The 26,192-nt window shown below is 57.2% G+C and carries 28 protein-coding genes and 2 pseudogenes; 9 read left to right on the plus strand and 21 right to left on the minus strand.

Annotated elements, in window-relative coordinates:
• Positions 1-17: 17 nt before the first annotated feature.
• From AR306_RS09035 to AR306_RS09085, 11 genes are all read right to left on the minus strand, one after another.
• The gene (locus AR306_RS09035) at positions 18-1,118 is read right to left on the minus strand and encodes an NnrS family protein (RefSeq protein WP_101497241.1); all 1,101 of its coding nucleotides are present in this window, start codon (positions 1,116-1,118) and stop codon (positions 18-20) included.
• A 17-nt stretch (positions 1,119-1,135) separates the two neighbouring features.
• Positions 1,136-1,438, minus strand: coding sequence for a helix-turn-helix domain-containing protein (locus tag AR306_RS09040; protein ID WP_101497242.1), 303 nt, complete (start codon positions 1,436-1,438; stop codon positions 1,136-1,138).
• Positions 1,422-1,802: a type II toxin-antitoxin system RelE/ParE family toxin gene (locus AR306_RS09045; protein WP_101497243.1), complete on the minus strand. Its 381-nt coding sequence runs from the start codon at positions 1,800-1,802 to the stop codon at positions 1,422-1,424. The genes AR306_RS09040 and AR306_RS09045 overlap by 17 nt, the downstream gene beginning before the upstream one ends.
• 416 nt (positions 1,803-2,218) lie before the next feature.
• Positions 2,219-4,063, minus strand: a complete 1,845-nt coding sequence (locus tag AR306_RS09050; protein WP_101497244.1) for a nitric oxide reductase activation protein NorD — start codon at positions 4,061-4,063, stop codon at positions 2,219-2,221.
• A gap of 133 nt (positions 4,064-4,196) precedes the next feature.
• Positions 4,197-5,630, minus strand: coding sequence for a cbb3-type cytochrome c oxidase subunit I (locus AR306_RS09055; protein ID WP_101497245.1), 1,434 nt, complete (start codon positions 5,628-5,630; stop codon positions 4,197-4,199).
• A gap of 63 nt (positions 5,631-5,693) precedes the next feature.
• Entirely contained in the window at positions 5,694-6,134 is a 441-nt protein-coding gene (locus tag AR306_RS09060; protein ID WP_101497246.1) for a c-type cytochrome, read from the minus strand.
• Between the two features lie 195 nt (positions 6,135-6,329).
• Positions 6,330-7,106 (minus strand): MetQ/NlpA family ABC transporter substrate-binding protein, encoded by a 777-nt coding sequence (locus AR306_RS09065; RefSeq protein WP_101497247.1) that lies wholly within the window; start codon positions 7,104-7,106, stop codon positions 6,330-6,332.
• Between the two features lie 59 nt (positions 7,107-7,165).
• Positions 7,166-7,831 carry a methionine ABC transporter permease gene (locus tag AR306_RS09070; RefSeq protein ID WP_101497248.1) on the minus strand — a complete coding sequence of 222 codons (666 nt, stop codon included), beginning with the start codon at positions 7,829-7,831 and terminating at the stop codon, positions 7,166-7,168.
• Positions 7,828-8,841 (minus strand): methionine ABC transporter ATP-binding protein, encoded by a 1,014-nt coding sequence (locus AR306_RS09075; RefSeq protein WP_101497249.1) that lies wholly within the window; start codon positions 8,839-8,841, stop codon positions 7,828-7,830. The genes AR306_RS09070 and AR306_RS09075 overlap by 4 nt, the downstream gene beginning before the upstream one ends.
• A 109-nt stretch (positions 8,842-8,950) precedes the next feature.
• The gene (gene eco, locus AR306_RS09080) at positions 8,951-9,436 is read right to left on the minus strand and encodes a serine protease inhibitor ecotin (RefSeq protein ID WP_101497250.1); all 486 of its coding nucleotides are present in this window, start codon (positions 9,434-9,436) and stop codon (positions 8,951-8,953) included.
• Between the two features lie 64 nt (positions 9,437-9,500).
• A complete protein-coding gene (locus AR306_RS09085) occupies positions 9,501-10,517 on the minus strand; it encodes a zinc ABC transporter substrate-binding protein (protein ID WP_240622525.1) in 1,017 nt (338 codons plus the stop codon).
• Positions 10,518-10,579: 62 nt separating this feature from the next.
• Between AR306_RS09085 and AR306_RS09090 the strand changes: the two genes are divergently transcribed.
• Genes AR306_RS09090 through znuB form a run of 3 tightly spaced genes read left to right on the plus strand, consistent with a single transcriptional unit; the run spans position 10,580 to position 12,631 of the window.
• The gene (locus AR306_RS09090; RefSeq protein ID WP_101497252.1) at positions 10,580-11,077 is read left to right on the plus strand and encodes a Fur family transcriptional regulator; all 498 of its coding nucleotides are present in this window, start codon (positions 10,580-10,582) and stop codon (positions 11,075-11,077) included.
• Positions 11,074-11,853 carry a zinc ABC transporter ATP-binding protein ZnuC gene (znuC, locus tag AR306_RS09095; protein ID WP_101497311.1) on the plus strand — a complete coding sequence of 260 codons (780 nt, stop codon included), beginning with the start codon at positions 11,074-11,076 and terminating at the stop codon, positions 11,851-11,853. Before AR306_RS09090 ends, znuC begins: the two co-directional genes overlap by 4 nt.
• Positions 11,846-12,631 carry a zinc ABC transporter permease subunit ZnuB gene (gene znuB, locus AR306_RS09100; RefSeq protein WP_101497253.1) on the plus strand — a complete coding sequence of 262 codons (786 nt, stop codon included), beginning with the start codon at positions 11,846-11,848 and terminating at the stop codon, positions 12,629-12,631. Before znuC ends, znuB begins: the two co-directional genes overlap by 8 nt.
• Before the next feature lie 9 nt (positions 12,632-12,640).
• On the opposite strand, the gene AR306_RS09105 is transcribed toward znuB, so the two are convergent.
• A complete protein-coding gene (locus AR306_RS09105) occupies positions 12,641-13,432 on the minus strand; it encodes a type IV pili methyl-accepting chemotaxis transducer N-terminal domain-containing protein (RefSeq protein WP_101497254.1) in 792 nt (263 codons plus the stop codon).
• Positions 13,433-13,827: 395 nt separating this feature from the next.
• Between AR306_RS09105 and gcvT the strand changes: the two genes are divergently transcribed.
• Positions 13,828-14,910: a glycine cleavage system aminomethyltransferase GcvT gene (gene gcvT, locus AR306_RS09110; RefSeq protein ID WP_101497255.1), complete on the plus strand. Its 1,083-nt coding sequence runs from the start codon at positions 13,828-13,830 to the stop codon at positions 14,908-14,910.
• A 25-nt stretch (positions 14,911-14,935) separates the two neighbouring features.
• Positions 14,936-15,319, plus strand: coding sequence for a glycine cleavage system protein GcvH (gcvH, locus tag AR306_RS09115; RefSeq protein ID WP_101497256.1), 384 nt, complete (start codon positions 14,936-14,938; stop codon positions 15,317-15,319).
• A gap of 63 nt (positions 15,320-15,382) precedes the next feature.
• Here the strand turns inward: gcvH and AR306_RS09120 are convergent, their stop codons facing one another.
• Complete coding sequence (locus AR306_RS09120; RefSeq protein ID WP_101497257.1) at positions 15,383-15,904, minus strand: dihydrofolate reductase; 522 nt, start codon at positions 15,902-15,904, stop codon at positions 15,383-15,385.
• A gap of 76 nt (positions 15,905-15,980) precedes the next feature.
• Between AR306_RS09120 and AR306_RS09125 the strand changes: the two genes are divergently transcribed.
• Both AR306_RS09125 and AR306_RS09130 read left to right on the plus strand, forming a co-directional pair.
• The gene (locus AR306_RS09125; RefSeq protein ID WP_101497258.1) at positions 15,981-17,378 is read left to right on the plus strand and encodes a DUF2868 domain-containing protein; all 1,398 of its coding nucleotides are present in this window, start codon (positions 15,981-15,983) and stop codon (positions 17,376-17,378) included.
• A complete protein-coding gene (locus AR306_RS09130) occupies positions 17,371-18,738 on the plus strand; it encodes a DUF3482 domain-containing protein (protein ID WP_206167988.1) in 1,368 nt (455 codons plus the stop codon). The genes AR306_RS09125 and AR306_RS09130 overlap by 8 nt, the downstream gene beginning before the upstream one ends.
• A 36-nt stretch (positions 18,739-18,774) precedes the next feature.
• On the opposite strand, the gene AR306_RS09135 is transcribed toward AR306_RS09130, so the two are convergent.
• The 5 genes and pseudogenes from AR306_RS09135 to AR306_RS09145 form a co-directional block, all read right to left on the minus strand.
• A complete protein-coding gene (locus AR306_RS09135; RefSeq protein WP_133539670.1) occupies positions 18,775-19,473 on the minus strand; it encodes a hypothetical protein in 699 nt (232 codons plus the stop codon).
• A 491-nt stretch (positions 19,474-19,964) separates the two neighbouring features.
• Positions 19,965-20,402, minus strand: coding sequence for a hypothetical protein (locus tag AR306_RS13185; protein ID WP_133539672.1), 438 nt, complete (start codon positions 20,400-20,402; stop codon positions 19,965-19,967).
• Positions 20,399-20,677, minus strand: a complete 279-nt coding sequence (locus AR306_RS13190) for a hypothetical protein (RefSeq protein WP_133539674.1) — start codon at positions 20,675-20,677, stop codon at positions 20,399-20,401. The genes AR306_RS13185 and AR306_RS13190 overlap by 4 nt, the downstream gene beginning before the upstream one ends.
• Before the next feature lie 14 nt (positions 20,678-20,691).
• Positions 20,692-20,928, minus strand: a complete 237-nt coding sequence (locus AR306_RS09140) for a hypothetical protein (protein WP_101497261.1) — start codon at positions 20,926-20,928, stop codon at positions 20,692-20,694.
• Positions 20,915-22,630, minus strand: a pseudogene (locus AR306_RS09145) (DUF637 domain-containing protein); the annotation flags it as partial. The pseudogene AR306_RS09145 and the gene AR306_RS09140, both read right to left, overlap by 14 nt.
• Before the next feature lie 183 nt (positions 22,631-22,813).
• Here AR306_RS09145 and AR306_RS13195 point away from each other — a divergent pair.
• Entirely contained in the window at positions 22,814-23,032 is a 219-nt protein-coding gene (locus AR306_RS13195) for a hypothetical protein (protein ID WP_133539678.1), read from the plus strand.
• Here the strand turns inward: AR306_RS13195 and AR306_RS09150 are convergent.
• Positions 23,019-24,716: pseudogene (locus tag AR306_RS09150) on the minus strand (DUF637 domain-containing protein); the annotation flags it as partial. The gene AR306_RS13195 and the pseudogene AR306_RS09150 sit on opposite strands and share 14 nt — an antisense overlap.
• A 183-nt stretch (positions 24,717-24,899) precedes the next feature.
• Between AR306_RS09150 and AR306_RS13200 the strand changes: the two are divergent.
• Positions 24,900-25,118 (plus strand): hypothetical protein, encoded by a 219-nt coding sequence (locus AR306_RS13200; protein ID WP_133539678.1) that lies wholly within the window; start codon positions 24,900-24,902, stop codon positions 25,116-25,118.
• A gap of 162 nt (positions 25,119-25,280) precedes the next feature.
• On the opposite strand, the gene AR306_RS09155 is transcribed toward AR306_RS13200, so the two are convergent.
• Together AR306_RS09155 and AR306_RS09160 are read right to left on the minus strand one after the other, a co-directional pair.
• Positions 25,281-25,562, minus strand: a complete 282-nt coding sequence (locus tag AR306_RS09155; RefSeq protein WP_101497264.1) for a hypothetical protein — start codon at positions 25,560-25,562, stop codon at positions 25,281-25,283.
• Positions 25,559-26,056, minus strand: coding sequence for a DUF637 domain-containing protein (locus AR306_RS09160; protein WP_206167989.1), 498 nt, complete (start codon positions 26,054-26,056; stop codon positions 25,559-25,561). The genes AR306_RS09155 and AR306_RS09160 overlap by 4 nt, the downstream gene beginning before the upstream one ends.
• Positions 26,057-26,192: the final 136 nt, after the last annotated feature.

Consider the following 26,192-nt stretch of genomic DNA (forward strand, 5'->3'; position numbering starts at 1 on the left):
CGTATGCAGTGCGGTTTTTATCGACAGCGCCACAACACCGACAACAGCACGGCAAAGCCCAGACTCCAGCACAGCATGGCGCTGTGTAGCAGCGGCATATAGGCCGCAGGCAGTAAGGGCGCCAGCAGCCGGGCGATGGCGGCCAGCACCAAAAGACCACTGGCCACATGGCTGCTTTTTAGCGCATTGGCATCCTTGTACAGCTTGACTACGGTAACCCGCGCCATGATGGTCACCATCAACACACCCAGCGCAGCCACTGTGACAGCATGGGTAGCCAGCAGCTGCGCCACCGGCACAAACTCGCGCAGACCGAGCAGGAATACGCCCAGCGCCAGTCCGCAGTAACCGGCAAACAAAAACAGGATGTCGGGGCGGCTGCGATAAAGCCATGGCTGCCAGCGCAGGATACGCACGGCAATAATGCCGCCGGCCAGCAACAACAGCAGACCCTTGATAACCGGCAGCACATCCAGAACCTGCAGCAGAAAGCCCAGCGCCAGCGCAACCAGCCCGGCCCCTTCCACATTGGGCTGCACACGGTTACCCATGCGCACATTCTGCTGCAACCAGAAGCTGGCCAACACCGGCGCAATCACCCGTCCGCCCATGAAAAACATCAGTGCCGACAGTACAATCAGCGCATGGGGCAGCAGCGCGGCAAACACGGACGCATCCGCCCCGGCCACGGCGGTCAGCAGGCCGACCAGCGCCACCATGGGCGCCACGCTACGGTTTTGCCACTTGCTCGCGCGCCAGAATGCCGGAACCACCTGCTGGGCCAGCATAAACGCTGCCCCGGCAGCAAACAGCGAGCCCAGCGGATGAAAGCCCAGCAGCCAGAAGCTGATTCGTGCCAGCAACCAGCACGCGGTCAGCCACAGCAGTTTTTTACGCTCGACATTGCCCAGCAGGTAACCGCAAATCACCAGAAACGCCACACCGAAGATCAGTTCGTGGGCATGCACATGGGGATTGGCCAGGCCCGGCAGCCAGTGAATTTGCCCAAGCATGGACACTACCGACAACGGCAACACAAGCATGGCGTACAACGATGCCAGCGGAAACAGCCACTGGCGGGCCTGGATTTTCTTGTTGAGAGATTTGGTTTCAGTCATGTCGCTGGTTGTCGCCGTCAAAGAATGGCCTGCAAGCCCTTGTCCGCAATCACATTGAGCAGCTTGAGTGCGGGACCGCTCGGACGGGTTTCACCCTGCTCCCACTTGCGAATGGTTGAAGCTGTTGTGTGCAGATGCAACGCAAACACCGGCTGGCTGAATTTGAGTGTTTCCCGCAGTTGCCTGATTGCTTGCGCATCAAAATCACGCACCGGCGGTGGGCACAAAGCATCAAACTCGCGCATGGTTACCTTGTCAATGGCCCCGGCTGCCTCAAGCGCGCCCAAATCATCCCTGAGTGATTCAATGATATTGCTCACAGTTCACCTCCTGCAAAACACCGGACAACAACGCCTTGTCCAGAGACTCTCCGTCCAGTTCCAGAAACACCCTGCCGGCGTACTGGAGAGCTTTCTTTTCGGCCTGGGTAATGTTGGCTTTGTCATTCTTGGAGAACCCATGCAGAAACACATAGCGTTCACCCAGCCTGACAGACAATAAAGTCCGGTAACTACTGCTCTTGCCTGCTCCTGAACGGGCAATGCGTTTCTTGTAAAGCAAGCCGCCCAAGTCCGCATCAAACAGGCCGTTACCCATTTCCTGAACCGCTTTGCATAAAGCAAGATCAGGCAAGCTTTCATCATCCTGCCACCGTGCAAAATCCTTTCGTTTCAAAATACGCATTCGAATCACTCCATTGATCGTACCCGTTACGGGTATACCTTAGCACCTTTACACAGCCTCCGACATCCTGGACTCAGCAACTGTGCTTCGCTGCTCAAGAATAACCAAGGCTTGCCGAGTGCGAATAAATTCGCACCTACCGACGCACAAACCAGATGCACAAAGCTCGCCCCAAACGCCGCGAAGCAGCCCGGCACAGCCGGGCCACTCCCTCAAACGGCAAGGTGTATCTGCAGGCAGGGCGAGGCCGGAGCAAAGCATCAGCAGGCGTGACGAAGCTTGCTTCGGCGCGGCTGCGTAGCTTTGCGCAGCGCCTCGCCCTGCCACACCGAAGCCAAAATCAACCCCTGGATTCTGCAACTGCCCTTCGCTACGCGCAGAATGACAGGGTGGTTGTAAACCACTACCCAAAAACCTTAAGGCTCCGTCAACAACCGGTACAGCTGTGGCAGGCGGGTAGGCAGCTGCACCGGCTCCTTGATCACGGTAAAGCCGTTGGCACCAAACATGTAGGGCAGATAGTCCTCGGCCTGCTGGTCGATGGTGATGCAGAACGGAATCAGTCCGGCCCTGCGCGCTTCCATCACCGCCTGACGGGTATCTTCCACGCCATAGCGGCCTTCGTAGATATCCAGGTCATTGGGCTTGCCGTCGGTGATCAGCAGCAGCAGCTTGCGCCGGTGCGGACGCTTTTCCAGCAGCTGGGTGGCGCGGCGGATGGCGGTACCCATGCGGGTGTAGTAACCGGGCTTGAGCGACTGGATGGCACCACAGACATTGGCGTTGTACTTCTGGTCAAAACCCTTGATTTCCAGCATGCGCACATGGTGACGGCGCAGCGAGGAAAAGCCGTACAGGGCAAAGTCGTCACCGGCCACCGACAGGGCTTCGGAGAACAGCATCAGGCTGTCACCCACCACATCGATCACGCGGCGTTCGTTGTTGACGTGCGCATCGGTGGACATGGACAGGTCGGCCAATGCCAGACAGCTGAGGTCTCGATGCTGGCGGCGGCGGTCCATGAACAGGCCCGGCTCGTGGATCTGGCCCAGCTTGCGCTCGACCTGAAAGTCGACACAGGCCTGCAAATCCAGCTCGCTGCCCTGGGTCTGCTGGCGCAGCCACTGCGGTTCGGCACGCAGGTGCTCGAACTGGCGGCGGATCTTCTTGGCCAGCGGTTGCAGGTGCTCGGGTAGGTTCATCGCATCCTGCAGACGCGGCTCCAGCATCTCGATGTTGGCAAAGTCCTTGACCAGCTCGTTGCGACGGTAATCCCACTCGGGCATCTTGATGCCCTCGCCCAATGGAATGTCGTCAATATCGCTTGGTGGCAGGTCCAGGTGAAGCTTGAGGCCGCCGCCCTTGCGCTTGCGCTTCTTGGATACGGTGATCTCGTCCAGGTCATCAGCAGCACGGGCCGCATCGATGTCATCGTCGTCATCACCGCAGCGGTCCAGATCCACGTGTTCGGTCCAGGTGAACAGGTTTTCCAGCCGGAATACCAGTAGCCCCTGCTTGCCGGCGTGATCATCAACCCGTCGTGCCTGCTTGCGCGGAGCCTTGCCCTCGCCCTGTGCCTTGCCCAGCAGGTCGCCATCTTCCTCTTCGTTCCAGTGGGTCTGTTGCGGGTTGCCAAGGTTGAGTGGCGGGTACAGCCACAGGGCAACCGGCCAGGGCGCGCGTTCGCTGCCGGGGAACTCGTCAACGGTGCCCGGCTTGAGCAATGCCTGGCGAATGGCGTTTTCCAGCGCGGCCTCGGCAGGCGGCAGCTCTTTCGGGTCGGGGCGCAGGGCCAGGTGAGCCAGCACCAGCTCGGTATAGCGCTTGTGCAATGCCGGATAGGTCTCCATCAACTCCAGTACCCAGCGCTGGTTGTCGCGCCCCCAATGCTGCATGGGGCCGGCATGCGCGGCCAGAATGGTCAGCCAGCGGTACAGCTCCTGATTGAGGCGCTCGTCCGGATAGGTGGCCACAGTGGCCGGCAAGCGCACGCTTTGCGCATCACGCCAGGCTACGGTGAGCTGCTGCGCGGTACCTGCAACCTTCTGCAGGAAGGAGCGTTTGACCATCATCTGTCGCGCCTGGGCCGCCTCCAGGCTGACCTCGTGGCCGCCACCCATGGCACGAAACAGCAATGCCAGCCCGTTCTGCAGCGGCTCCAGTTCGACTCTGGCCTCGGGAAACTCGGGATCAGCCCTGCGGGTGATGAACTTGTGCCAGACACTGCCGGCCCATTCTTCCACTTCAATGGCAAAACTCATGGAATGTCACCTCTCGATACAACTGCCGGAACTACAGGTTCCAGGAATCTTCATGCAGCCATCTACCGGATGGCTCTACGAAAGCCCCTGAAAAAACTACGCCGGGCGAACCCGGCGTAGTTTCACTCAGCTATCAGGCTGTCTCTGCGGGCAGAGGCACCGGACGGTCATCTGCAGCAGTCTGCAAGCTCTTCTTGAAGCTCAGCAGGTAGCAGATCAGGCCGATCAGGAAGCCCACGCCGGAGATCAGGCGCAGCCAGTAGAACAGCATCAGCTGGTCCTGGGTATCCATGAAGGACATGGCAGCACCGCTTTCAGGCAAACGACGCAGCCAGACTTCAACCACACCGGCACCAGTCAGGAACAGGGTGATGAAGACCATGCTGATGGTCATCAGCCAGAAGCCCCACAGCTCCATGATCTGGGCCTTGTTGCTTGGCGCTTCACCAATGCCGCGCAGCTTGGGCATGGCGTAGGAGATGATGCACATGACGATCATCGCGTAGGCACCGTAGAAGGCCATGTGACCGTGTGCCGCAGTGATCTGCGCACCGTGGGTGTAGTAGTTGACCGGAGCCAGGGTGTGCAGGAAGCCCCACACGCCAGCGCCCAGGAATGCCATCACGGCAGTACCCATGGCCCACATGGCGGCAGCCTTGTTCGGGTGCTCACGGCGGCGACGGTTGATCATGTTGAAGGCGAACAGCACCATCACGAAGAAGGGCAGTGGCTCCAGGGTGGAGAAGATCGAACCGACCCACAGCCAGACGCCAGGTGCACCAATCCAGAAGTAGTGGTGACCGGTACCCAGGATGCCGGAGATCAGCGCCAGGGCAACGATGACGTACAGCCACTTCTCGACCACTTCACGGTCAACACCGGTGATCTTGATCAGGACGTAGGCCAGGATGGAAGCCATGATCAGTTCCCAGACACCTTCAACCCACAGGTGAACCACGTACCACCAGTAGTACTTGTCACGGGACAGGTTCTCGGGGTTGTAGAAGGCGAACAGGAACAGCAGCGCCAGACCGATCAGACCGGTCATCAGTACCACGTTGACGGCAGTCTTGCGGCCTTTCAGCACGGTCATGCCAACGTTGTACAGGAATGCCAGGGCGACCACGACAATCCCCACCTTGGTTGGCAAGGGTTGTTCAAGGAACTCCCGGCCCATGGTGGCCAGTATGTTGTTACCGGTCATTTCGGCCAGAGTGGCATAAGGCACGAACAGGTAGCCGAGAATGGTCAGCACACCGGCAGCGGCGAATACCCAGAACATCAGGATGGCCAGTTTCGGGCTGTGCAGCTCGCGGTCGGCTTCTTCCGGAATCAGGTAATAGGCCGCACCCATGAAGCCGAACAGCAACCAGACAATCAGCAGGTTGGTGTGCACCATGCGGGCAACGTTAAAAGGCAGCAGCGGAAACAGGAAGTCTCCGATGATGTACTGCAGGCCCATGATCAGGCCGAACAGGATTTGACCCACAAAAAGCATCAGCGCAAACACAAAATAGGGTTTGGCCACCTTCTGTGACTCAAATTTGAACAGGGTTTGACTGGACATAATCCGTCCTCCAACTTACAGGCAATTCAAATTTGCACAAACAAGCAACAAATCATCCAGGCATCAGCCTTCGATGTTGGGTGGCCAGTCGTTTGTGTTGATTTTCGCAGTCCACTCCAGGAACTCGGTCAGGTCGGACAGCTGCTGATCGGTCAGGTTGAATTGCGGCATTTGGCGACGGCCGGGAACACCGGTCGGCTGCGCCTTCATCCATGCGGGCAGGAAGTACTTGAAGCCTGCTTCGCCGCCGCGACGATGGAATACGTTGCCCAGTTCGGGGGCAAAGTATGCACCCTCACCCAGCAGGGAGTGACAGCCGCTGCAGTTGTTGGACTCGTAAATGTGTTTTCCGCGAATCACCGCCTCTGTCAGCTGATCAGCATTGGTACGCTCGGGAATGGTTTTCTCTGTGTGGTATGCCAACGCAAGGAACACCAAAATGAAGAACAGACTGCCTCCATAATAAATATTCCGCGCCATACCTTTGGTGAATGTTTCAGACATGATGCGATGCCTCCTGGGAAAATTTGCAGGTTCATCATAGAAACTTAATGTTGCAAATGTGCTTGATAGCAATCAAGTAAGCCAAGATAGTGCCAATCGCACCAGACATTAGACGTTTGCATGACGCGCCAGCCTGCATCCTTTGGTTGCAGGTGAACGAAAAGGGGCGGCAGAAAGCCGCCCCGGAACAGAGACTCAGAACACCGGAATGACGGCACCGTTGTACTTTTCATTGATGAAATCACGCACTGCATCGCTGCCCAGTGCCTGCACCAGCTTCTGCACGGCTTCGGCCTGCTGGTTGTCTTCGCGGGTCACCAGGATGTTGACATAAGGAGAGTCGGCACCCTCGATTGCCAGCGCATCCTTCTGCGGGTTCAGGCCGGCTTCCAGCGCGTAGTTGGTGTTGATCAGCGCCACATCAACCTGGTCCAGCACCCGTGGCACGGTGGCTGCTTCCAGCTCGCGCACGCGCAGTTTTTTCGGGTTGTCGGCAATGTCACGTGGTGAGGCGGTAATGCCTGCATCCGCTTTCAGGGTCAGCACGCCGGCATTCTGCAGCAGCAGCAACGCACGACCACCGTTGGTGGCATCGTTGGGAATGGCTACCTGGGCACCCTGTTTCAGGTCAGCCAGGCTGGTCACCTTGCGGGAATACGCGCCAAACGGCTCGATGTGGATGCCGGCGACGCTGACCAGTTTGGTGCCCTTGGCGGCATTGAACTCGTCAAGGTAGGGCTGGTGCTGGAAGAAGTTGGCATCCAGGCGGCCTTCGGATACCTGCACGTTGGGCTGTACATAGTCGGTGAAAACTTTGACCTCCAGGGTGATGCCCTGCTCAGCCAGCGCCGGTTTAACGAATTCGAGAATTTCGGCGTGCGGCACCGGCGTGGCAGCAACCTGCAGTTTTTCTGCTTGCGCAGTCAGGGAAAAGGCGCTCAGTGCGGCGGCCAGCAACAGTGTTTTTTTCATTGAAGACTCCTTGGGTTTTCGTCCGGCACCCGGCAACTTGCACGGGCTGCAGACCATTCTTATTTGCGGGAAAAGTGCACCACCAGGCGGTCGCCCAGCATTTGCAGGATTTGTACCAGCACCAACAATAGCACGACCGTAACCACCATCACATCCGTCTGGAAGCGCTGGTAGCCGAAACGGATCGCCAGGTCACCCAGACCACCGGCCCCGACCACACCGGCCATTGCCGTGTAGGACACCAGGGTAATCGCGGTCACGGTAACTGCCGCGATGATTCCCGGCCGGGCTTCCGGTAACAGGGCATTCCAGATGATCTGGCCGGTGGTCGCGCCCATCGACTGCACAGCCTCGATGATGCCGCGATCCACCTCGCGCAGCGCGGTTTCCACCAGCCGGGCAAAGAACGGCGTGGCCCCCACCACCAGTGGCGGAATGGCGCCGGCCACCCCCAGCGAGGTGCCGGTCACCAGCACGGTGAAGGGAATCATCACGATCAGCAGAATGATGAACGGCAGCGAGCGCAGCACGTTCACCACCAGTGACAGTGCGGCATAGGCGCCACGGTGGGCAAACAGCTGACGCGGACCAAGCAAAAACAGCAGCACGCCCAGCGGCAAACCCAGCAACACGGTAAACAGCAGCGAACCGCCCAGCATCAGCAGGGTGTCCAGTGTCGCCAGCCAGATTTCGTACCAGTCAATATTGACGAACATTGCACTCATGCGCGGATCACCTCCAGGGTTACGCCGGCGGCCTGCAACTGTTCACGGGCGGCCAGGGCCTGGCTTTCGCTGCCACTCAGGGCAACGGTGAGCTGACCGCAGGGCTGATCCTTGATGCGGCCGATGCGGCCGGCGAGGATGCTGTAGTCGATGCCGGTCTCGCGGGCAACGCGGCCCAGCACCGGCGCATAGGTGCTTTCGCCGAGGAAGGTCAGGCGTACGATGCTGCCCTGCACCTGCTGCCAGTCTTCATCGGTGACAAAATCGTCATCCTCGCTTTCCTGAACAAAGCTGATGGTAGTCGGATGTTGCGGGGGCAAAAAGACATCGGCGACATCACCCAGCTCGACAATCACGCCGCCATCCATCACGCCGACCCGGTCGCAGACGCGGCGGATGACGTCCATTTCGTGAGTGATCAGCACAATGGTCAGGCCCAGTTCGCGGTTGATCTCGGCCAGCAATTGCAGCACCTGGGCCGTGGTTTGCGGGTCCAGCGCGCTGGTAGCTTCGTCACACAGCAGAATGTCCGGACCGGTTGCCAGCGCGCGGGCAATGCCGACACGCTGCTTCTGGCCGCCGGACAGCTGCGCCGGGTATTTCTGCGCGTGCTCGGACAGTCCGACCCGCACCAGCAATTCACGGACCCGTTGCGCAATGTCAGCGCTGCCGTGCCCGCCAGCCAGTTTCATCGGCATGGCGATGTTCTCGGCCACGGTTTTCGAGGCCAACAAATTGAAATGCTGGAAAATCATGCCCACGGAGCGGCGAAAACTGCGCAGACCATTTGCATCCAGCGCGGTCACCTCGATGCCATTGATGATGATACGGCCACCGCTGGGTTCTTCCAGCCGGTTGATCAGACGCAGCAGGGTGCTTTTACCGGCACCGGAGTGGCCAATCAGGCCAAAGACCTCACCACGCCGGACATGCAGATCGGTGGGCTGCAGCGCCGGGATCTGCCGGCCCTGTACAGTGTAGGCCTTGTGGACCTGTTGAAATTCGATCACTTGTGTTCCTTGGGCTGCCTGCCTGTTGCGGCAGCCGGCAGCCTTGCTCTGTACAAATGTATTCGCGCAGGGAGCCCGAATATTTTGTGCGAATAAATTCGCACCTACATTATTCTTTCCCGGCTACCTTGAGTACGGTGTCGGCCGCCCAGAAGCGGTAACGCACTTCGATGTTGTCCGGCGCATACACCACCACCGGCAGCTTGCTGTTGTAACGCAGGAAGGTGCCGTCACCGCGCACCGGCACGAAGGCCTCCACGGTGCTGTTGTCCGGACAGGCCATCATGGTGCTCATCGGCCCTTGCACATCACTCAACTCGTAATAGGTATAGCCCCAGCCTTCCAGGGTGCGCTCCTTGAGGGTGCCGGCCATGGCGCGGGTGTTACAGTCGGTCTGCATCAGCTGCCCAGGGACGATTTCCAGTTTGTACAGGTCTTCGTCAGCCTGTTGTGGCAGCCAGATCACATGACGCTGGTAGCCTTCCTGCGCAGCCGGATAAGGGGCGACATCAGCCAGCTTTTGCTGGGAAACGGCGGCACAGGCGGCGGTGGTAACGGCGGCAACCATGGCGGCGGCGCAAAGTGCTTTTTTCATGATCAGGCCCTGCTTGAGAAAAATGACGGCCTATTGTCCCCGAGCAGGCTCCGCCTGACAACAGCTAGAGCGGCTCCAGGCACTGGTGCATGGCTGCCGCCATGCTACGCATCAGCCCGGCATAGCTGTCGGCCCGACTGCCCAGCGGGTCAAGTTCCTGCAGGTGTACCGTCAACCCCCTGGCCAGGCTGTGCGCCAGCCGTGGCGGCGCCGGAGGCTCGGTGAAGATGCAGCTGGCACCGGCCTGTTCCAGCGCTTCACGCATGTCCTGCACATGCCGGGCGCCAGGCTGGACCTCGGCACTCAGCGCAAACACGCCCGTATGCTGCAGGCCATAACTGTGCTCGAAGTAATTGAAGGCCTCGTGAAAGACAAAAAACGGTTTGCCACGCACCTGCTGCAGCAGTTCGTGCAGCTCCACATCCAGTGTACCCAGCTCGTGGTTGAACGCCTGCAGATTGGCCTGGTAGTGCTCAGCCGCCGCCGGATGCAGACGGGCAAACTCCTGCGCCATGAACGCTGCGATTACCCGAGCATTGGCGGTGGACAGCCACAGGTGCGCATCCAGCCCGCCGGGCTGATGGTGGTGATCGTGCTGCCTGAGCCCGGACTGCGCCTTGCCGACATGTTCGTCATGGTCATGGTCATGCCCGTGGTCGTGGTCGTGGTCGTGGTCGTGGTCGTGGTCGTGATCGTGATCGTGATCGTGATCGTGATCGTGATCGTGATCGTGATCGTGGTTATGTTCCTGATCGTAATGCAGCAACTCCAGCCCCGGCAGCTGCTGCATGGCATGGCTGTGCTGTGGCCGGCTGTCGACCAACTTGAGCAGGAAATTTTCCATATCGGGACCAATCCAGAAGAACGCGTCCGCCCGGGCAAAGCGCTTGCTGTCAGAGGGGCGCAAGCTGAACGCGTGCGGCGAAGCTCCCGGCGGCAACAGCACCTCGCTGCGGCCCTGCTCGCCCAGGATGCGCTGGGCAATCAGCTGCAGCGGCTGAATACTGGTCAGCACTTCAGGCGCTGCCAGCACGGACTGGCTACAGGCCAGCAATACAATCATGGGTAAAAAACGGTACACGGAGGTTTCCTCAGTCAAAAGTTGTTATATAATAACGTTTCGATTCTGGAAATAATCAAGTCATGTCAAAAAATATTTCTCCTCCAGCCGCTCCGTGCCCGCATCATGGGCACCAGGCCTGCATCGAGCAGGCACTGGCCACTGCCGTCGAGCTGTGTAACCGTGGCGGCCTGCGGCTGACCCCCATCCGCAAACGGGTACTGGAACTGGTCTGGCAAAGCCACCAGCCACTGGGAGCCTATGACATTCTGGCGCAACTCAGCGCGGAGGACGGCCGCCCGGCAGCGCCGCCCACAGTCTACCGGGCACTGGACTTTCTGCTCGACAACGGCCTGATCCACCGGCTCGCCTCACTCAATGCCTTCATCGGCTGCGACCGGCCGCACCAGGCCCACCAGGGCCATTTCCTGATTTGCCGGCTCTGCAAGGTAGCCCGCGAGCTGCCGCATGACGCCATTGACGAAGCGGTGGAGCAGACAGCAGCCGAGCTGGGCTTTCTGGTCGAACAACAAGTCGTCGAAGTGTCCGGAGTGTGCGCACCCTGCAGGGGGCACGCGTGAGCCAGCCATTGATCCGGCTTGAACATGGCTGCGTCAGTTTTGCCGGTCAACCCGCCCTGGAAGACGTCAGCCTGGAGTTGCAGCAGGGCGAGATCGTCACCCTAGTTGGTCCCAACGGTTCCGGCAAGACCACGCTGGTACGGGTGCTGCTCGGATTGCTGCCACTGGACAGCGGTACACTCTGGCGCACGCCCAGACTGCGCATCGGCTACATGCCGCAAAAGCTGGCAGTACATGCCACCCTGCCCCTGACGGTGAAACGCTTTTTGCAACTGGTGCCGGGCGTCAAGGCGGCAGAGATCAAAACCGCTCTGCAGGAAACCGGTGCACTCAAGGTGTATCACAGCCCGCTACAGCGCATTTCCGGTGGCGAACTGCAACGGGTGCTGCTGGCCCGCGCCCTGCTGCGCAAGCCGCAGCTGCTGGTGCTGGACGAACCGGTACAGGGTGTCGATGTCAACGGCCAGCTGGAGCTGTACAACCTGATTGGCCGTTTGCGCGAACGCTATGGCTGCGGCGTACTGATGGTCTCTCACGACCTGCATCTGGTGATGCGCGCCACCGACCGCGTGCTGTGCCTCAACCGTCACCTGTGCTGCAGCGGCCAGCCGGAACAGGTCAGCCACCATCCGGCCTTCGTTGCCCTGTTTGGCGACCAGGCAGCGCGGGATCTGGCGGTTTATCACCACGCCCACGACCATCAGCACGACCTGCACGGCTGCGTGCTGGACGACAGCAAACCCCACGACCACGGACCGGACTGCACCCATGCCTGAGTTTCTTCTTTACGCCCTGCTCTCTGGTCTGGCGCTGGCACTGGTGGCCGGCCCGCTGGGCGCATTTGTGGTCTGGCGACGCATGGCCTACTTTGGCGATACCCTGTCGCACTCGGCACTGTTCGGTGTGGCCATCGGTCTGCTGCTGGATGTGCAGCCGGCACTGGCGGTGGTGATCAGCAGCCTGCTGCTGGCCCTGCTGCTGGTTACCCTGCAACAACGCCAGCCACTGGCTTCGGACACGGTGCTGGGCATTCTGGCACACAGTACCCTGTCGCTGGGGCTGGTCACGCTCAGCTTCATGGAGTCGGTGCGGGTGGACCTGATGGGCTACCTGTTTGGCGATCTGCTCTCGGTCACCGGCAGTGACCTGATCGGCATCCTCGCCGGCAGCATGCTGGTATTGCTGGGCCTGCTGTGGCTGTGGCGGCCGTTACTGGCCATGACCGTAGATGAAGAACTGGCCCGGGTCGAGGGCGTGCCGGTAGCCGGCCTGCGTTTGGCCCTGATGCTGCTGATGGCCCTGGTGATCGGTGTGGCGATGAAGATTGTCGGCGTGCTGCTGATCACTTCGCTGCTGATCATCCCTGCCGCCACCGCCCAGCGGCATGCCCGCAGCCCCGAACAGATGGTGCTGATCGCTACCCTGCTGGGCATGGCCGCGGTCTGCGCCGGGCTGGCCATGTCCTGGCATCTGGATACGCCAGCCGGGCCTTCGATCGTGGTGTGCGCCGCCGCCTGGTTCGTCTGCAGCCTGTTATGGCCGGTACGCAGATAGCCTCTGACTTTATTTATCCAGCTCCACATATTGCGCAGTAATCTGATCCATATTCATGAGAATTTTTTCGGCAGCCCGAGCCACCAAAAACGGGATATATTTTCTCTCACCTCCTTCTTCGTTCAGCTGGAAGCTGGTCCGAAATATAACCCACTGCCGCCCTACTTCTGTTAGGCCTTGTTGTATTTCCCGCGTATTTTCTGGAGCAGCCTGCAAATATGCCAATGCTCCTTCAAACTCATAACGTGCACTCAGCATTTGCTGATCAAGTTCGGTATCATGAAATCCGCTGCTGGCCAGCATATAGAGTTTGGCTATGCGTTGTGACAGCATGCGTTGCCGGCCCGCAGTATTGACCAGCCTGGCAGGTACCGTTCCCGATTCCTCCTGTAGTTTCAGCACCACATCATTGGTTGCATTGAGCAAAGGGGCATCAAATACCAGTAAAGCTTGTAAGCTTTCTTGGCCAACCGGACCTTGCAAAACGAGCCTGAACTCCCTCCACAACTGCCCGGTTTCTTGCAGTGCCGTCTGTACAGGCTCACTACGCGCATTCCTGGCCAGCTGGTCTAATTGCTTGTCAAACAGGGCAGCAGCATCTTCAAGCTGTTTTTTTGCCTCCACAGGATCAATATCGGTCAATATTTGCGCATACGCCTTGATCATGCGTTGCGTTAGCATGCGCTGCAAACCTGCCTGATCTATCATTTCGGGAAGTGCAACATCGGCCAGCGCAGCTGCTGGCAGCAGCAGCGCAACCAGCCATGCATAGCACAATGGACGCATCATTTTCATAACCATACCCAATAACTCCCTGTAAACCGGTAAAAGCCAGGCTGTGCAGCAACACTCAGAAACACACCCATACCATGTGTAATACCAATGTCAGCCTGACCGACAGGCAGAAGTCTGGGAGCCGATCCCAGTAAACGCAATCTGCATTCGTGGGTACAAAACAGGACCAATTTGGGTATAAATATCCTGTCGCACCACCCGACAACAGGCCCGACCAGTCGTCATGAAACAAAAAATACTCACCGGAATTCTTGCCGTGGTCATCTGCGACGCATCTATTACCAACAAGAAATTTGAAGCCCCGCAGCTAAAGGTTATACTTGCAGCCTGGCGATGCAGCCGGTACACGCTGTACCAGCGGATTGCATTGTTGGCATAGTCAAAGCCCATCAGGAGTTCCCATGGGACTACACACCCCTATGTATGACATGCACCTGGCTCTGGGTGCCAAAATGATCGACTTTCACGGCTGGGAAATGCCCCTGCACTATGGCTCCCAGGTTGAAGAGCATCACCAGGTACGCAACGACTGTGGGGTCTTTGACGCCTCGCACATGAGCACCACGGACATTACCGGCCCCGATGCCGAATCACTGCTGCTTAAGGTCCTGAGCAACAATGTGACCCTGCTGCAGAAAGCCGGTGCCGGCCATTACAGCGCCATGCTCAACGAACAGGGAGGGGTGATTGACGACCTGATCGTGTTCCGCATGGATGACGGCTTCCGCCTGATCAACAACGCCTTCACCCGCGATAAAGTGCAACCCTGGCTGCAACAGCATGCCGCCGGACTGGACGTGACCATCCGCCCGCGCGACGATCTGGCCCACTTTGCCGTGCAGGGCCCGAATACCATCGAACGTCTGGGCAGCGTGCTCAACTCCGGCCGTGTACAGATCATCGGCGGTTTGCAGCCTTATCACGGCCATTGTGACGGCGACTGGTTCCTGAGCCGTACCGGTTACACCGGCGAGGACGGCATCGAGATACTGCTGCCGGCCAGCCAGGCGGTGGACTTCTTCAACGAACTGATCGGTGCCGGCATTACCCCCATCGGCCTCGGTGCCCGCGACACCCTGCGCCTTGAGGCCGGTTTCACCCTGTTCGGCAACGACATGGACGAGCACATCAGTCCCTACTCGGCCAACATGCATCATGTGGTGGCAATGGAGCCGGCAGAGCGCGAGTTCATCGGCCGCAGCGCACTGGAGCAACAGCTGGCTCACGGCATCAGCGAAAAACTGGTCGGCCTGGTGCTTGAAGAGCGCGGTGTGCTACGCCATGGCCAGCCCGTGCGCATCGCAAGCGTCGGTGAAGGCACCATCACCAGCGGCAGCTTTTCTCCCACCCTGGGCAAGGCCATTGCGCTGGCCAGGGTACCGGTCAACACAGCCGAGCGCGGCGAAGTGGAAATTCGCGGTCGCTGGTTCCCCGTACGGATTGTGCGCCCGCGCTTTGTCCGTCACGGCAAGATTCTGATCTGACAATCAACAACAAGAGACTATCGCCATGAGTACTGCACCCGAAGAACTCCGTTATGCCGCCACCCACGAATGGCTCCGCCTGGAAGCCGACGGTACCGTAACCCTCGGCATTACCGACCATGCCCAGGCAGCCCTGGGAGACATCGTCTATCTGGAACTGCCTGAACAGGGCAGCCAGCTGACCGCCGGCCAGGTGGCTGGCGTGGTCGAGTCGGTCAAGGCCGCTTCGGACTATCACGCGCCCATCAGCGGCACGGTCACCGAGGTCAACGAGGGCTTGGTGGACGCGCCGGAAGGCATCAATACCCACCCGTACCAGAGCTGGTTTTATCGCATGCAGCCTGCGAATCCGGCAGAAATCGAACAACTGCTGGATGCAGCCGGCTACCTGAAACAATGCACCGCCTGACCGGTCTTTCCATCTTGTAGGTGCGAATAAATTCGCACCTACAGGCAACTCTTTATCTGCCGCCTACTGCGCCGGCTCCCGGCGCTCCCACACTTCGAAGGTATAGGCCGGTCGGCCATCCAGTTCCGGTTGCGGCTGGGCGTCCACACGCTGCCACTCGTCAAACGGCAGCTGCGGAAACCAGGTATCACCTTCCAGCTCCAGCTCGATGCGGGTCAGGTACACCCGGCTGGCCTGTGCCAACGCCTGGTGATAAAGCTGGCCGCCGCCGATCAGCATCACCTCGTCCACGCCCTGCTCCTCCGCCCATTTCCGGCCACGTTCAACCGCGCCGGTCAGGTCGGCAAATACCTCGGCTCCGTCCAGCTGCAAGTCCGGCTGGCGGCTGACCACAATGTTGAGCCGGCCCGGCAGCGGGCGGCCCAGCGACTCCCAGGTTTTCCGCCCCATGATCACCGGCTTGCCCAGCGTCCGCGCCTTGAAATAGCGCAAGTCTTCAGGCAGGTGCCAGGGCATGGCATTATCACGACCTATGACCCGGTTACGGGTAGCGGCTACAATAAGACACAAAGGCAAACTCGACATCGACAGGCTCTGCTTTATTCAACATGAGCGTCATGATGCCGCTTAAACAGGTTCTGAACAATGCTTTATATAATTTATGCATAACACCGCTTCGGCTGCCCCCGATCTGGAGCAGCTTTCCCCCCTGCAACGCCTGTGGCTATGCGAAGGCATCCGCCTGCATGAGCAGCATCATCCCCTGCTGGAAGACAGCGAAGCCTGCCGTCTGGCCCGTCAACAGGGTCAGTCGCTGCAACAGCGTATCGAGCTACGCAACCTGACGCTGGCCCGCCAGCAAGGGCTGACCGGCGCACTGCAGAACTGGCTGAGCGCCGCCCGCTGGTTGGGCTTGGCGCTGACCGCGCTGGCCCTGCTGACCGGCTACGGACTGGCCAGTACTGCCCTGAGCCGGCAGGCCGACACCATCAATGTAGTCTGGGCATTATTCGGACTGCTGGGCCTGCATCTGGTTACATTACTGTTCTGGCTGGCCGGCATGCTGTTTCGCCCCGGGCAACCCTCCTGGTTCATGCAACTGCCACTGGACCTGACCGGACATATCAGCCGTAGTCCTCACGCCGCCCGACTAACCAGCGCACTGCTCAGCCTGCTGGGTCGCCGGCACCTGCTGCCCGCCGCCCTGAGCCGGCTGGCACACGGCTGGTGGCTGCTGGTGCTGCTCACCGCCCTGCTGGCCTCGTTGATGCTGCTTGGCACCCACCGCTACGCCTTCGTCTGGGAAACCACCATTGCCCAACCGGACAGCTTTGTCAGCCTGGTACAAGCCTTGGGCTGGCCCGGCCAGTGGCTGGGCTTTGCCCTGCCCGATGCCGAGCTGATCCGCGCCAGCGGCGAGCAGCTGCTGAGCGACGAACTGTCCCGTCGCACCTGGGCCAGCTGGCTGATAGGTGTACTGGTGGTCTATGGTCTGCTGCCCCGCCTGTTGCTGGCGGTGTTTTTCCAGTGGCGCTGGCAGCGCGGCAAACGCAGGCTGCAGCTGGATGAAAACTCCGCCGACTGGGCCTATCTGCATGCCCGCCTGCAACCTGCGGTGCAAAGCGGCCAGATTATCGACCCGGCACCGCAACAGATACCGCAGCCCGAACCGGCAACCGCCAGCGGCACACACAGCCATGCCCTGCTGGCCGGGCTGGAACTTGAGGATCCTCTGCAATGGCCGCTGGCCCTACCTGCTTCCCTGCAGCAACTGGGCAATCTGGATGGCTATGCAGCCCAGCAGGCCCTGCTGGAACAACTGGCAGCCCGACCCGGGCAAGCACTGGTACTGGCCTGCGACAGCCGCCGCTCGCCAGACCGGGGCAGTCTGCATTTCATCAGCGAACTGACCCGCAGCTGCAACCTGCAGGTCTGGCTGCTGCATGCCGAACAGGACCCGCAACGGCTGTCAGGCTGGCAACAGGCACTCACGCAGCTGCAGGTCGCTCACAGCACCAGCGCCCCCTGGCTGACGACAGGAAGCAGCCCTCATGCCTAAAACACCCGTCATGCAATTGGCCGTGGTTGGCCATACCAACGTCGGCAAAACCTCGCTGCTGCGCACCCTGACCCGTGACAGCAGCTTCGGTGAAGTCAGCCACCGTCACAGCACCACCCGTCACGTCGAGCGGGTCCGGCTGGGCACCGCCAGCCAGCCGGTACTGGACCTGTACGACACTCCGGGCCTGGAAGACGCCATGGCACTGCTGGCCTATATAGGTCAGCTGACAGAAACCGGCCCTGCACTGGATGGCCCTGCACGCATCGAGCTTTTTCTTTCCAGCAACGCAGCCGGCCAGCGCTTCGAACAGGAAGCCAAGGTGCTGCGCCAGCTGCTCAAATCCGATGCAGCCCTGTACGTGATCGACGCTCGCGAACCGGTACTGGCCAAATACCGTGACGAGCTGGCCTTGCTCAACATGTGTGGCAAGCCGTTACTACCGGTACTCAATTTCACGCACAGCCCGCAGCAGCAAACCTCTGCCTGGCGCGAAGCGCTGGCCCGGCTGAGCCTGCATGCCGTTATCTGCTTTGACAGCGTCAGCCCACCGGAAGATGGTGAGCAGGGGCTCTATGACAGTCTGGCGCTGCTGCGCCAGGATCACCGCGCCGCCCTGCAGGAACTACAGGCCTGGCACCAGCAGCAAGGTCGACAGCGGGCCCAGGCGGCCCGGCTGCAAATCGCCGGATTGCTGGTGGATGTCGCCGCCGCCCGCCTGGCTGTCAGGCCCGAACAGGCCGCCAGCGAACTGCAACACCTGCAGCAATGGGTACGCCAGCGCGAACAGGCCTGTACTGCCCGGCTGCTGGATATTTACGCCTTTGACCAGAATGAAGTCAGCGCCGCAGAAGTGCCGCTAGAATCGGGCCGCTGGTCCACCGACCTGTTCAGCAGCGAGGCGCTGGCCGATGCCGGCATCAAGCTGGGCAGTGGCGCGGCTGCCGGTGCGGCTGTCGGTTTCGGCATCGACGTCATGACCGGTGGCTTTTCCCTGGGTATGGGTACCTTGCTCGGCGGCCTGATTGGCGGCACAGCGCAGTGGTCACGCCGCTATGGCAAGCGCATGCTGCATCTGGCGCAGGGTCATGAAGAGCTGACCGTCAGCGATGCCATCCTGTTGCTGCTGCAAGCACGCCAGCTGCACCTGCTGGAAATACTGCGCAAACGCGGCCACGCCGCCAGCGAAAGCATCCAAATCGCCGATATAGCGGCCCGGCAGGAACAGCTGCCGGCACCGCTTAAAGCAGCTCGCAGCCAGCCGCACTGGTCCAGCCTGGCCGGTGACCGACACTTGCAGGACCCGGAGCGCAACAGGTGTGTAGAGCAGCTTGCAGCAATGTCAGCCCTCCATGACTAACGGTCGGCGCGATCAGTTCTTCGTTACTGTACAATCCTAATCAGCATCCTGGGCACCAGCCCACCAACGCTGTGCAGCTGCCCGGTCAAAAGCAGGCAAAGTCTCGGTCTCAATATGCGAATTAGCCAGAGCTTTATATGTCGTACGGAACAGAGACAGCTTTTCTGGAGCGTCAGTAACAGATACATCGAACGTTCCGCCAGAGACTCCCGTCACCGATTGGTCAAGAAGCGGAATGACCGGACCAGCACGGAACTCCTCACCCACCCTAGGGCGGAGCTTAGCCGTTACCTGCCCCATATAGCTGATTGCTGATGGTGAAACCTTGAAATCCAACAGCATGGGAACCTGGAAAATGCCATTAAAAGGAAAAGCGTTAGCATTACCCGTGACCGCCATAAGCCTGTACTCTCCTGGCACAAGTGCCATACGAACCAGATAAACACTGTCGCCGTTCTCTAGTTGCAACTTATCCTCTTCACGCAACTTGAAGTTTTGTCGATCAGTTTTTTTACTGCTGCCGGGCTTTTCTACATGTACAACAAAAGGTTTTGGCACATAACGACTGTTATCGTCCCTCGACACATCAATAGCAAGCAAAACAACAGACTTCTCACGCGTATCAATTGCAACTGTTTTTTTATCCACCGCCATAGGGTTAACTGTTGCACATCCAGCCAGGATGCAGCACAGAAAAAGAGAAATAGCTTTTATTTTCATCACTTCATAATCCATTCAGTTTATTTGCGTATAAATACAAGCAGCAAGATTATTTTATTCAACTATTTAGAATCATCATCAACCTCCCTGTCAGAACAAAGGTCTTCTTTCGTCAGGCCGTCTGTGTCATGCCATTGATCTTGAGCGCTTTTTTTGCACGGCGATGGAGTAGTTTTTCTTTGGCCAAGAAAAATAAATTAGCAAAACTTATTGATGATCCGGCCAGAAATAAAACTTGAGAAATCAAACATTAGCCCACCTGTTCAATATGCGCTCTCTCTAACTCACTGTTTCTTCTCCGCTTTAGAAAGGCATTTTGGCGGCTGTGGAGCCGGATAAGTCATCCCACCCGTTACGCCGACAATAACTGTCTGCCCCGGACGGTATTCATTACCGTCAATCAACTGGCCAGCCGCATCAAACCCTGCACCCAATGTAGTACCTGTCAAAACAGCACATGTCGGCAGCATATCCCAGCCAACCGGCAGATGATATAGAATATGCTCTCACTGATTAAGCTTTTTAGGTAAAACCCATAAAGAAATTAAAAACGAAGAAATTGCCCCTAACAGAAACGGAACCGAGGGATGCCAAATCAACCCAGGAAAAGGCTCTGCTCTACCAGTTGGGATTAAAAAATCTATTAATGGCCCCCACGCATAGGCAGTACACCCTCCTAACAATACTAAAAATAATACTTCACTGAAGCCTTTATGCAGTTTAAACAGACTACTAACCATGCCTAAAAAAACCGCAGGTAAACCGTAAAAAACTAGCGCCCCTAAACTCACTACGGACACAAGCGCCAGGTAAAATAGCAACGATTCATTTCTATTATAAAAATTTTCAAAAGAAAAAAAGGCAAAAGAAAATATTAAGGTCGTTGAAATAACAGGGCATAACGAGAATCCAAAAAAAACCTTAAAATATGGATATTTCCTCATGGCAAGCAACCTTGAAACAAGTCATGTCCTGGCAAGTTGATATCAGTCGTGCTGAAAACCTGTATGTATTGACCATTGTCCACTGCTACCCAGCGACCGCCTGTGTCATAGATACCTTCCGGCCCGTTCACTAGCATGCCTGTGCCGGGGTTGAGATCGGTACCGGAGATATTGGACAAACGCAGCTGCTCCTCTATCTGCTCCACTGTATAACGGCCATCGCTTTCTTCAGCCAAACGCTGGGCCAGTTTGTATTCAGCTATAATTATAGCCACGTTATACTTCTAAGTTACTTCGGATTAAGAACAGTCATCAACCAAGAGCCAAAGCCAACAAACCCACCTCCAATCAACCCAGCTAACAGTGATTTCTTTAAGTCATCGAGTCCAAAACAGAAAAAACCAACTTTATAAAAACACACAACCCCTCCTATTACCCTTACAATCACCACCAAGACAAAAAGGAACAAAAAATAATGTAGTATTAAATTAAAAAGCAATATGACGGCTTTCTTACCTATCTCCATCTTTCAATCCTTTTATCTTCTCACCTGTTTGTTCCACGACATCAGATAGAGTCTCACTAATAACTTCACCAGTAATTGCTCCAGATACCTCGGCTCTCTTTCCGGGCAAAATATTTTTAACTTTATTTTCAATATTTTTACCACCAACATAACCAGCAGCCGCTCCCACTCCAGCACCTATTACTGGTGCTGTTGAATCCTCTCCTTTTATCTGGCTACCAATATACGCGCCGCCCATACTTGCTCCTACAGTGCCCAGCACTCCTTTCCCCTGGGTCAGGCCGCCTACTACAGTTGCAATGGTTGCGTCTGTATAGCTCAAATCTTTAAGGTCTTTGGTGCTCATTTGATACGCTAAATTTGAGCCACCACCTACGGCTGACCCAACCACCACGGTCACCACTCCGCCAGAGACACTTACAAACCCTGCGCCTGTTAATGTAACCATGGCCCAAGCCTTCAGAAAATCTTTAGCAGGACCTTCAAATCCATCGCCACGCGCCATCGCTTGCAAAGCCCTGGATAACTCTTCAGGTGACGTACCTTGCTCCTGCATATGCTGAGCCAGTGAACTGGCTGCCTGCCCATAGGTCATCATTCCGTGCGGCAGATGCAATTCATGGTTATAGCTGGTCGCATTCCCCGCCACCCATGCGCCGGTTTGCATGTCCTTTTCATCGCCACCAGCCATACTGGCAACCAGCACGCCCAGCACTTGCGAGTTCATGATCAGCAGGCCGCTGCGTTGCTCATGAGTCATGCTGTCGTACTGGCTGGCCAGGGTGTCGATCAGCGCTTCGTTGGCTCCGGCCACCAGTGCGCCGCTTTTGAAGTCACTGCCAGCCGCTTCGGCAGCCAGGCCACCCATGATGGCGTGCAGGCCGATTTTGGCCCAACCGCTTTCTGTGAGTTGAAGCTCTTGGCTGAAATCACCCACCCAGTTAAAACCCGCAGCAGCAAAGGGGTTGGCCAGCGTGCTGGTCAGGGCATCGCCAAAGTCACCGTCTTGCCCCAGCGCCTTGTTGAGCGTGGCCGAGGTGACGTTTTGCAGTGCCTGGTTGGCGGCGAATTGGCCGACACCACCCCAGGTGCTCAAGCCTCCTTCAGCCGCCACCTTGCCGCTGTTGGCCAATACGCCTGTGTTGTTGGACACGGCACCGGTGTTGCTTGGACCGGTTTGAGTGCCCGTCCACTTGTCATATACACCAGCCGTCAGGCCAGCGGTGATGCCGGAGACGGCATAACCTTTTAAGGCATCGCTGGACGTTACATCCTTGAAAGCTGCACCCAAATTGCCTTTGTTGTTGATGGTGCTAACAGCTGCGTTACTGGCAACCGCCGATACCACCGCATTGGAACTGGCAATGCCTGCTGTGCTGGTTGCTCCAGTCAGACCGGCACCCCAACCCGCCGTAAAGTACGCCACCACAATGGCGATCACCATGGCTGCCGGGCCGCTCAGGCCGGAGCTGCTGTAGCTGAAGCTGTCATGCAGTTCCTTGACCTGGCGCCAGTCCACGTCACCACGCTGTTGCATCTCCTTGATCCAGGCCAGTTGCGGATCGGCCTGTACCATGGCGTCGATGGTCTGGTTGATGCTGTGCTGGTTGACCTCCTTGATGTCGATCTGGATGCTCTCGGCAGCACGAATGGCGATTTCACCTTGTGCTTGCAGCTGGCTCTGGATCAGGGTTTTATCGGTGTTACAGTGCCGGGCCGCTTGAACAATGACGGAATACTCCTCGCCAACCATTAAGTGTAAGGAGCATTTAACCCTCATACCTGTTTCTGATTCTGCTTACCAACTATGGCAACAGCAGTTAAAACCAAACCCAATCTTAAATACGAAGACTCTTAACCATCAGTAAAAAATTTTTGAGTATATATGAAAATCACGACACTTATTGCAGCTATAGGCCCAACAATAAAAGCTTTTTTTACAGACCAAAAAGCTGTTTCAAAAAAAACCAAGTTTTCTCCTTTCAACAATAGTGTAACTGCACTGGCCAAAAAAACAGATAAAAACAATCCTAATGTGCAAAAAATAGTATATGCAAACAACAGCCTTATAAACTCTAGTATATTTTTCATTATTTATCAGTAGCCTCTACACTTTGCTTAGATGTTTCACTTACAGCCTCTGAAACAAAATTTCCCCAAATAGTCCCCATAATCTCTTTGACTTTATCTGGAAAAGTTTTTGGCAATATTTTATGAGCCCCCTTAACAGCTCCAGCTCCCGCTATGGAACCCACTCCAGCACCTATTACTGGTGCTGTTGAATCCTCTCCTTTTATCTGGCTACCAATATACGCGCCGCCCATACTTGCTCCTACAGTGCCCAGCACTCCTTTCCCCTGGGTCAGGCCGCCTACTACAGTTGCAATGGTTGCGTCTGTATAGCTCAAGTCTTTAAGGTCTTTGGTGCTCATTTGATACGCCAAATTTGAGCCACCACCTACGGCTGACCCAACCACCACGGTCACCACTCCGCCAGAGACACTTACAAACCCTGCGCCTGTTAATGTAACCATGGCCCAAGCCTTCAGAAAATCTTTAGCAGGACCTTCAAATCCATCACCACGCGCCATCGCTTGCAAAGCCCTGGATAACTCTTCTGGTGACGCACCCTGCTCCTGCATATGCTGAGCCAGTGAACTGGCTGCCTGCCCATAGGTCATCATTCCGTGCGGCAGATGCAATTCATGGTTATAGCTGGTCGCATTCCCCGCCACCCATGCGCCGGTTTGCATGTCCTTTTCATCGCCACCAGCCATACTGGCAACCAGCACGCCCAGCACTTGCGAGTTCATGATCAGCAGGCCGCTGCGTTGCTCATGAGTCATGCTGTCGTACTGGCTGGCCAGGGTGTCGATCAGCGCTTCGTTGGCTCCGGCCACCAGTGCGCCGCTTTTGAAGTCACTGCCAGCCGCTTCGGCAGCCAGGCCACCCATGATGGCGTGCAGGCCGATTTTGGCCCAACCGCTTTCTGTGAGTTGAAGCTCTTGGCTGAAATCACCCACCCAGTTAAAACCCGCAGCAGCAAAGGTGTTGGCCAGCGTGCTGGTCAGGGCATCGCCAAAGTCACCGTCTTGCCCCAGCGCCTTGTTGAGCGTGGCCGAGGTGACGTTTTGCAGTGCCTGGTTGGCGGCGAATTGGCCGACACCACCCCAGGTGCTCAAGCCTCCTTCAGCCGCCACCTTGCCGCTGTTGGCCAATACGCCTGTGTTGTTGGACACGGCACCGGTGTTGCTTGGACCGGTTTGAGTGCCCGTCCACTTGTCATATACACCAGCCGTCAGGCCAGCGGTGATGCCGGAGACGGCATAACCTTTTAAGGCATCGCTGGACGTTACATCCTTGAAAGCTGCACCCAAATTGCCTTTGTTGTTGATGGTGCTAACAGCTGCGTTACTGGCAACCGCCGATACCACCGCATTGGAACTGGCAATGCCTGCTGTGCTGGTTGCTCCAGTCAGACCGGCACCCCAACCCGCCGTAAAGTACGCCACCACAATGGCGATCACCATGGCTGCCGGGCCGCTCAGGCCGGAGCTGCTGTAGCTGAAGCTGTCATGCAGTTCCTTGACCTGGCGCCAGTCCACGTCACCACGCTGTTGCATCTCCTTGATCCAGGCCAGTTGCGGATCGGCCTGTACCATGGCGTCGATGGTCTGGTTGATGCTGTGCTGGTTGACCTCCTTGATGTCGATCTGGATGCTCTCGGCAGCACGAATGGCGATTTCACCTTGTGCTTGCAGCTGGCTCTGGATCAGGGTTTTATCGGTGTTACAGTGCCGGGCCGCTTGAACAATGACGGAATACTCCTCGCCAACCATTAAGTGTAAGGAGCATTTAACCCTCATACCTGTTTCTGATTCTGCTTACCAACTATGGCAACAGCAGTTAAAACCAAACCCAATCTTAAATACGAAGACTCTTAACCATCAGTAAAAAATTTTTGAGTATATATGAAAATCACGACACTTATTGCAGCTATAGGCCCAACAATAAAAGCTTTTTTTACAGACCAAAAAGCTGTTTCAAAAAAAACCAAGTTTTCTCCTTTCAACAATAGTGTAACTGCACTGGCCAAAAAAACAGATAAAAACAATCCTAATGTGCAAAAAATAGTATATGCAAACAACAGCCTTATAAACTCTAGTATATTTTTCATTATTTATCAGTAGCCTCTACACTTTGCTTAGATGTTTCACTTACAGCCTCTGAAACAAAATTTCCCCAAATAGTCCCCATAATCTCTTTGACTTTATCTGGAAAAGTTTTTGGCAATATTTTATGAGCCCCCTTAACAGCTCCAGCTCCCGCTATGGAACCCACTCCAGCACCTATTACTGGTGCTGACCATTGTCCACTGCTACCCAGCGACCGCCTGTGTCATAGATACCTTCCGCGTCGGTCACCAGCATTTCTTTCAGGTCCAGCGTCTGGCTAATATCACCCACCCAGTTAAAACCCGCAGCAGCAAAGGTATAGGTCATCATTCCGTGCGGCAGATGCAATTCATGGTTATAGCTGGTCGCATTGCCCGCCACCCAGGCACCGGTTTGCATGTCCTTTTCATCGCCACCGGCCATGCTGGCCACCAACACACCCAGCACTTGCGAGTTCATGGCAGGCCGATTTTAGCCAGGCCACTTTCTTTCAGGTCCAGCGTCTGGCTGATATCACCCACCCAGTTAAAACCCGCAGCAGCAAAGGTGTTGGCCAGCGTGCTGGTCAGGGCATCGCCAAAGTCACCGTCTTGCCCCAGCGCCTTGTTGAGCGTGGCCGAGGTGACGTTTTGCAGTGCCTGGTTGGCGGCAAATTGGCCTACGCCACCCCAGGTGCTCAAGCCTCCTTCAGCCGCCACCTTGCCGCTGTTGGAGCTGCTGTAGCTGAAGCTGTCGTGCAGTTCCTTAACCTGCCGCCAGTCCACATCACCGCGTTGCTGCATGTCCTTGAGCCAGGCCAGTTGCGGATCAGCCTGCACCATCGCGTCGATGGTCTGGTTAACACTTTGCTGGTTGACCTCCTTGATGTCGATCTGGATGCGCTCGGCGGCACGCATGGCGATTTCGCCTTGTGCCTGTAGCTGGCTCTGGATCAGGCCTGTGTTGTTGGACACGGCACCGGTGTTGCTTGGACCGGTTTGGGTGCCGGTCCACTCGCGTCGATGGTCTGGTTAACACTTTGCTGGTTGACCTCCTCTTGCCCCAGCGCCTTGTTGAGCGTGGCCGAGGTGACGTTTTGCAGTGCCTGGT

Origin of the sequence: Thiopseudomonas denitrificans, from assembly GCF_002866065.1 — a bacterium.
GTDB classification, from domain to species: Bacteria; Pseudomonadota; Gammaproteobacteria; order Pseudomonadales; family Pseudomonadaceae; genus Thiopseudomonas; species Thiopseudomonas denitrificans.

Coding starts and splice junctions, on each gene's coding strand:
- AR306_RS13185 (WP_133539672.1), bottom strand. CDS start 20,402: ATGAGGAAATATCCATATTTTAAGGTTTTTTTTGGATTCTCGTTATGC.
- znuB (WP_101497253.1), top strand. CDS start 11,846: ATGCCTGAGTTTCTTCTTTACGCCCTGCTCTCTGGTCTGGCGCTGGCA.
- AR306_RS09135 (WP_133539670.1), bottom strand. CDS start 19,473: ATGGATTATGAAGTGATGAAAATAAAAGCTATTTCTCTTTTTCTGTGC.
- eco (WP_101497250.1), bottom strand. CDS start 9,436: ATGAAAAAAGCACTTTGCGCCGCCGCCATGGTTGCCGCCGTTACCACC.
- AR306_RS09125 (WP_101497258.1), top strand. CDS start 15,981: ATGCATAACACCGCTTCGGCTGCCCCCGATCTGGAGCAGCTTTCCCCC.
- AR306_RS09105 (WP_101497254.1), bottom strand. CDS start 13,432: ATGGTTATGAAAATGATGCGTCCATTGTGCTATGCATGGCTGGTTGCG.
- AR306_RS09065 (WP_101497247.1), bottom strand. CDS start 7,106: ATGAAAAAAACACTGTTGCTGGCCGCCGCACTGAGCGCCTTTTCCCTG.
- AR306_RS09055 (WP_101497245.1), bottom strand. CDS start 5,630: ATGTCCAGTCAAACCCTGTTCAAATTTGAGTCACAGAAGGTGGCCAAA.
- AR306_RS09130 (WP_206167988.1), top strand. CDS start 17,371: ATGCCTAAAACACCCGTCATGCAATTGGCCGTGGTTGGCCATACCAAC.
- AR306_RS13200 (WP_133539678.1), top strand. CDS start 24,900: ATGAAAATCACGACACTTATTGCAGCTATAGGCCCAACAATAAAAGCT.
- gcvT (WP_101497255.1), top strand. CDS start 13,828: ATGGGACTACACACCCCTATGTATGACATGCACCTGGCTCTGGGTGCC.
- gcvH (WP_101497256.1), top strand. CDS start 14,936: ATGAGTACTGCACCCGAAGAACTCCGTTATGCCGCCACCCACGAATGG.
- AR306_RS09155 (WP_101497264.1), bottom strand. CDS start 25,562: ATGAACTCGCAAGTGCTGGGTGTGTTGGTGGCCAGCATGGCCGGTGGC.
- AR306_RS09060 (WP_101497246.1), bottom strand. CDS start 6,134: ATGTCTGAAACATTCACCAAAGGTATGGCGCGGAATATTTATTATGGA.
- AR306_RS09070 (WP_101497248.1), bottom strand. CDS start 7,831: ATGAGTGCAATGTTCGTCAATATTGACTGGTACGAAATCTGGCTGGCG.
- AR306_RS09035 (WP_101497241.1), bottom strand. CDS start 1,118: ATGACTGAAACCAAATCTCTCAACAAGAAAATCCAGGCCCGCCAGTGG.
- AR306_RS09090 (WP_101497252.1), top strand. CDS start 10,580: ATGTCAAAAAATATTTCTCCTCCAGCCGCTCCGTGCCCGCATCATGGG.
- AR306_RS09120 (WP_101497257.1), bottom strand. CDS start 15,904: ATGTCGAGTTTGCCTTTGTGTCTTATTGTAGCCGCTACCCGTAACCGG.
- AR306_RS09045 (WP_101497243.1), bottom strand. CDS start 1,802: ATGCGTATTTTGAAACGAAAGGATTTTGCACGGTGGCAGGATGATGAA.
- AR306_RS09050 (WP_101497244.1), bottom strand. CDS start 4,063: ATGAGTTTTGCCATTGAAGTGGAAGAATGGGCCGGCAGTGTCTGGCAC.
- AR306_RS13195 (WP_133539678.1), top strand. CDS start 22,814: ATGAAAATCACGACACTTATTGCAGCTATAGGCCCAACAATAAAAGCT.
- AR306_RS09140 (WP_101497261.1), bottom strand. CDS start 20,928: ATGGAGATAGGTAAGAAAGCCGTCATATTGCTTTTTAATTTAATACTA.